General features: G+C 66.2%; 6 protein-coding genes. 4 read left to right on the top strand and 2 right to left on the bottom strand.

What is annotated here, in order from left to right; all coding sequences use genetic code 11:
* Nucleotides 1-119 precede the first annotated feature (119 nt).
* Nucleotides 120-611 carry a DUF2165 family protein gene (locus AC1DJT_RS34025; RefSeq protein ID WP_441491894.1) on the top strand — a complete coding sequence of 164 codons (492 nt, stop codon included), beginning with the start codon at nt 120-122 and terminating at the stop codon, nt 609-611.
* A 36-nt stretch (nt 612-647) separates the two neighbouring features.
* Here AC1DJT_RS34025 and AC1DJT_RS34020 read toward each other — a convergent pair whose 3' ends face one another.
* Nucleotides 648-1,682 carry an aldo/keto reductase gene (locus AC1DJT_RS34020; RefSeq protein ID WP_476835808.1) on the bottom strand — a complete coding sequence of 345 codons (1,035 nt, stop codon included), beginning with the start codon at nt 1,680-1,682 and terminating at the stop codon, nt 648-650.
* Nucleotides 1,683-1,737: 55 nt separating this feature from the next.
* On the bottom strand, nt 1,738-2,919 hold the full coding sequence (locus AC1DJT_RS34015) for an MFS transporter (RefSeq protein WP_476835807.1): 1,182 nt from the start codon (nt 2,917-2,919) through the stop codon (nt 1,738-1,740).
* Nucleotides 2,920-3,023: 104 nt separating this feature from the next.
* On the opposite strand from AC1DJT_RS34015, the gene AC1DJT_RS34010 reads away from it, so the two are divergent.
* The 3 genes from AC1DJT_RS34010 to tgt all read left to right on the top strand — a co-directional run.
* Entirely contained in the window at nt 3,024-3,929 is a 906-nt protein-coding gene (locus AC1DJT_RS34010; RefSeq protein WP_476835806.1) for a LysR family transcriptional regulator, read from the top strand.
* Nucleotides 3,930-3,977: 48 nt separating this feature from the next.
* Nucleotides 3,978-4,328 carry an ArsC family reductase gene (locus AC1DJT_RS34005; protein ID WP_441505491.1) on the top strand — a complete coding sequence of 117 codons (351 nt, stop codon included), beginning with the start codon at nt 3,978-3,980 and terminating at the stop codon, nt 4,326-4,328.
* A gap of 98 nt (nt 4,329-4,426) precedes the next feature.
* A partial coding sequence (tgt, locus tag AC1DJT_RS34000) for a tRNA guanosine(34) transglycosylase Tgt (RefSeq protein ID WP_476835805.1) occupies nt 4,427-5,454 on the top strand: 1,028 nt, incomplete at its 3' end.

The following is a 5,454-nucleotide window of genomic DNA, read 5'->3' as shown; positions in this document are numbered from 1 at the left end:
GGCGTGCACAGCGTGGCAGCGTGGAATTTCGGCGGCCGAGCGGCGAGGCGACATTCAGTCCGCCCGGCAGATGCAGGTCCTCCTCAAACGCGCTTCAAAACCTGCCGGAGACGTGGATCGTGCCTGATCTGCCCTCAGCGATCCTGCTGTTCAAGACGATGCTGGTCTGCGGTCTTTCGCTCTGGTCGGCGATCACGGTCCTGAACAATATTGGCGACTTCCGTGGGGCGGCCGGCGCCATTGCGCGAACATTGGCGATGACGCCACTCAGGGAGGAGCCCGCGATCCCGACGCCGCTGCTCCGGCGGGCGCTGCGCTGCGATCACTGGTCTGTTCTCGCGCTTGCCGCAATCCTCGCGATGCAGGCCCTTGCGACAGCGCTGCTCGGCCTTGGTGGGTTTGAGTTGATCCGTGCCTGCCTGACTGCCGCGGCTCCGGCGCGGGGCATCTGGTTCTCGACTGCGGGGCTGGGCGTGATGGCGCTGGTCTGGCTGTCGATGATGAGCGGCGGGCTCTGGTTTGGCTACTGGATCCGTCAGGGCGAACTTCAGCTGACGCAGATCGCCCTGCTCACCATGACCGTTGTGGCTGCGCTGGCAGTCAATGCCTGACGCCGCTCGGGCGTCAGGCTGGCTTGTCCTGCTGTCTCAGACGATGGGCGGGTTGAGCCGCGCAAACCCCGCCTGACGGCGATAGGCAAAATAGGGATAAGGCGCGGTCACGCTGCTTGCTGCATCCAGCCGTGCGATCTGCTCTGCAGTCAGCGACCAGCCGACCGCTCCGAGATTCTGCCGGAGCTGCTCCTCGTTGCGGGCGCCGATGATGACGCTCGACACGGTCGGGCGCTGAAGCAGCCAGTTGATCGCGATTTGCGGTACCGATCGGCCGGTCTCCTTGGCGACCTCGTCGAGCGCATCGACCACCGCATAGAGCCTGTGATCGTCGACCGGCGGACCGAACTCGGCGGTCTGGTGCAGGCGGCTTCCCTCCGGCAGCGGCTGGCCGCGGCGCAGCCTACCGGTGAGGCGGCCCCAGCCGAGCGGGCTCCAGAYCARYGCGCCSACGCCCTGGTCGCGCCCGAGCGGCATCAGTTCCCATTCGTAGTCACGCCCGACCAGCGAGTAATAGACCTGATGCGCGACATAGCGCGGGTAGCCATGCCTCTCCGCGAGTGCGAGCGACTTCATCAGCTCCCAGCCGGCAAAGTTGGAGACGCCGACATAGCGGAGCTTGCCGGCGCGCACGAGGTCACTGAGCGTCGACAGGACCTCCTCGATCGGCGTATGGGCATCGAAGGCGTGGAGCTGCAACAGGTCGATATGCTCGGTGCCGAGCCGGCGGAGCGCATCTTCGACCGCCTTGATCAGGCGCGGGCGCGACGATCCGGCATCGTTTGGTCCATCGCCCATCGGAAGGCTGGTCTTGGTCGAGATCAGCACCTCGTTGCGGCGCCCCTTGATCGCCTCGCCCAGCACCTCCTCGGAYGCTCCGTTGGAATAGACATCGGCGGTGTCGAACAGGGTGAGACCGGCCTCAAGGCAGATGTCGACCAGTCGCCGGGCTTCTCTGGCGTCGGTGGTGCCCCAGGCGCCGAAGAGCGGACCCTGGCCACCGAAGGTTCCGGCGCCGAAGCTGAGGGCGGGGACCTTGAGGCCGGATGCTCCGAGATTACGATAGTCCATGATGGCTCTCCTTGGTGGTGTGATGGAGCAGATAAGTCTGGTTGGATGAAATCGCTCAGCAGCCACTCAGGGCCGGTGCCGTGACCGCGGCTTTGCGATCGAGGCGCAGGCTCCAGAGGGCGACCACGAGGCCGCCGATCGGCATCAGCGCTGCGACGAGGGGGACGGCCGTCAGGCCGGGCCCATGGTCGATCACCGCGCCGCCCGCCCAGGCGCCGAGCGCATTGCCGAGATTGAAGGCGGCGATGTTGAGGCTGGAGGCGAGGCTCTGGCCAGCCCCGGAAGCCTTCTCCAGCACCCAGATCTGAAGGGGAGGGACGGTGGCGAAGCCGGCGGCGCCGAGCAGCCCGACGAAGATGGTGGCTGCGATGCCGTCGTGAATGGCGAAGGTCATCAGCCCGAGCACCAGCGCCAGGACGAGCATGCTGCCGATCACCGTCGGGACCAGGTAACGGTCGGCCAGCCGCCCGCCGATCAGGTTGCCGATGATCAACCCACCCCCGAAGACGAGCATGACCGGTGAGACCAGGCTATCGCCGAGCCCGGTCACCCTGGTCAGGATTGGCGCGATATAGGTGAAGACCGCGAAGACGCCGGCAAAGCCGAGGACAGTCGTCAGCAGGCCGAGCAGTACGGGGCGTTGCGCCATCGCCTTCAAATCGGTGCGCCAGTCGCTCGCCTCCGGTGCCGCCTTATCCTTCGGCACGAAGGCCGCGATGATGGCGAGCGCGACGATGCCGACGAGCGTCACAGCCCAGAAGGTGGCGCGCCAGCCGAGCTGCTGCCCGAGCCAGGTGCCGAACGGCACACCGAGGATATTGGCGATCGTCAGGCCGGTGAACATGATCGCGATGGCAGAGGCCTTGCGCTCCTGCGGCACCAGGCCGGTGGCGACGACCGAGCCGACGCCAAAGAAGGTGCCATGCGCGAAGGCGGTGAGGATGCGCGCTGCCATCAGCAGTCCGTAGTCCGGAGCCAGAGCGCAGGCGGCGTTGCCGAGCGTGAAGATGACCATGAGGGCGAGCAGCACGGTTTTGCGCGGCCAGCGCGCGGTGAAKGCTGTCATCAGCGGCGCCCCCACGACGACGCCCAGCGCATAGCCGGAGATCAGCAGGCCGGCCGAAGCGATCGAGACGCCGAGATCGGCGCTGACCTCGATCAGGAGTCCCATGATGACGAATTCGGTGACGCCGATGCCGAAGGCGCCGGCGGTGAGAGCATAGAGTGCAATGGGCATGGTGGTTGTCCGCAAGACGGGAGGATGTCTCGCGGCAAGATGGCGCGCTGCAGCATCGTGCGTTAGACTGCCGCAAGGAATATCATTTGTGAGATGAATTCATCATGGCGCGTTTGGAGATCAACCGCTCCGGCGAGATGGAGGTCTTTGCCCGGGTCGTCGAGCTCGGCGGCTTCTCGGCGGCGGCCCGTGCCTTCCGGATGACGCCTTCGGCCGTCAGCAAGCTCGTCGCCCGGCTGGAGAGCCGCCTTGGCACGAGACTGGTCAACCGCTCGACGCGCAAGCTCCAGCTCACGCCCGAAGGCGGCATCTTTTATGAGCGCAGCATCCGTGTCCTGGCCGACCTGGACGAGGCGGAGCGTAGCGCCTCCTCCAGCGAGAGCCCGGCGGGCCGCATTCGCCTCAATACCAACGCCTCCTACGGCACGCATATTCTCGCGCCGGTCGTGCCGGAATTCCTGGCGCGCTACCCGGGCGTGACGCTCAACCTCGTGCAGACCGATGCCATCATCGACCTCATGGAAGAGCGTACCGATGTCGCGGTCAGGGCCGGTCCGCTGAAGAGCTCCAATCTCATCGCCCGCAAGCTCGGCGCGACCCGCATGACGATCGTCGCGGCGCCGATCTATCTGGAGCGGTTCGGCGAGCCGAAGAGTGTCGCGGAACTCGACGGCCATAACCGTATCGGCCTCTGCTACGCCCGCACCATAGAAGGCTGGCCGCTGCTCGATGGCKGTCAAGCCGTCACCGTCCCGATCGTCGGCAGCACGCAGACCAGCGATGGCGAGGCATTGCGGCATCTGGCTGTCGCGGGGGTGGGGCTCGCGCGGCTGGCGACCTTCACCGTGCGCGAGGATATTCGGGCCGGAAGACTGCGGCCGGTTCTGGAGGAGAGCAATCCGGGCGATCTCGAGGAGGTGCACGCCGTCTATCTCGGGCAGGGCGGACCTCTGCCGGCGCGTATCCGGGCGTTGCTCGATTTTCTGGGGGAGAAGGCGCGCGTCGGTTGAGCCTGGCCCAATCCCTGCCTAGACCAAGGCGTTCAGGCAGAGGGCGACATGGCGATCACGATTTACGGCATCAAGAACTGCGACACGATGAAGAAGGCCCGAACCTGGCTGGACGAGCACGGGGTCGCCTATCGCTTCCATGACTACAAGGCCGTTGGCGTGGCGCGCGCCAGTCTCGAGGCATGGTGCGCGGAACATGGCTGGGAAACGATCCTGAACCGCGCCGGCACCACGTTTCGGGCGTTGGCCGATACCGACAAGCAGGGGCTCGACACTGGCAAGGCAATTTCCTTGATGCTGGCGCAGCCCTCCCTGGTCAAGCGGCCGGTGCTCGACCTTGGCTCGCGGACATTGGTCGGTTTCAAGCCGGCGCTCTACGAGGCGGCCTTCCCGCGCTGATCCAGGACCATGGCCATGCCGGGCTCGGCCGTGCCGTCACGGTGGGCCGGCGTGCGCTGCACTTCCGTTGTCGCTGCGGCTGCGCTACCTCGCTGCGCATGACAACCGATTTCAGCTTCCATCTGCTCGGTCGGGACGGCGCTGCCCGTACCGGCGAGATCCGCATGCCACGCGGCGTAATCCGCACCCCGGCCTTCATGCCGGTCGGCACAGCCGCGACCGTGAAGGGAATGTATCCCGAGCAGGTCAAGGCGCTCGGCGCCGATGTGGTGCTCGGCAATACCTATCACCTGATGCTGCGCCCCGGCGCGGAGCGCATCGCGGGTCTTGGCKGCCTGCACAGTTTCATGAACTGGCAGCACCCGATCCTCACCGATTCCGGCGGGTTCCAGGTGATGTCGCTCTCCCAGCTTCGGAAGCTGACCGAGGAGGGCGTGACCTTCCAGTCGCATATCGACGGCTCGCGCCACATGCTCTCGCCCGAGCGCTCGGTCGAGATCCAGAACCTGCTCGGCTCCGACATCGTCATGCAGCTCGACGAATGCGTCTCGCTGCCATGCGAGGATATCGTCGCCGAGAAGGCGATGCGCCTGTCGCTGCGCTGGGCCGAACGCTGCAAGACGGCCTTCGGCAATCCCGCGGGCAGGGCGCTCTTCGGCATCGTCCAGGGCGGTTCCGTGCCGTCCCTGCGTGTCGAGAGTGCCAGGTCGCTCGTCGACATGGACCTCAAGGGCTATGCGATCGGCGGCCTTGCGGTCGGCGAGCCGCAGGACGTGATGCTCGCGATGATCGAGACGGTAGAGCCGCATCTGCCGCAGGAGCGCCCGCGCTACCTGATGGGCGTCGGCACTCCCGACGATATCGTCGAGTCGGTGAGCCGCGGCATCGACATGTTCGACTGCGTGATGCCGACCCGTGCCGGGCGCCATGGCCAGATCTTCACCCGCTTCGGCCGGATGAACCTGCGCAATGCCAAGCACGCCGACGATCCCCGGCCGATCGACGCGCAGTCGAGCTGCCAGGCTGCCAACGGCTATGCGCGCGCCTATCTGCACCATCTCGTCAAGGCCGACGAGATGCTCGGCAAGATGCTGCTGACCTGGGTCAATCTCGCCTACTATCAGGA

It is taken from the genome of Allobosea sp. 05T422_2 (genome assembly GCF_056396265.1).
Note: the sequence above shows the minus strand (reverse complement) of the source record. Positions and strands in the feature narration are given on the sequence as shown.

Excerpts from the sequence above, each read along its gene's own strand:
- AC1DJT_RS34005 (WP_441505491.1), top strand. The coding sequence starts at position 3,978 with ATGGCGATCACGATTTACGGCATCAAGAACTGCGACACGATGAAGAAG.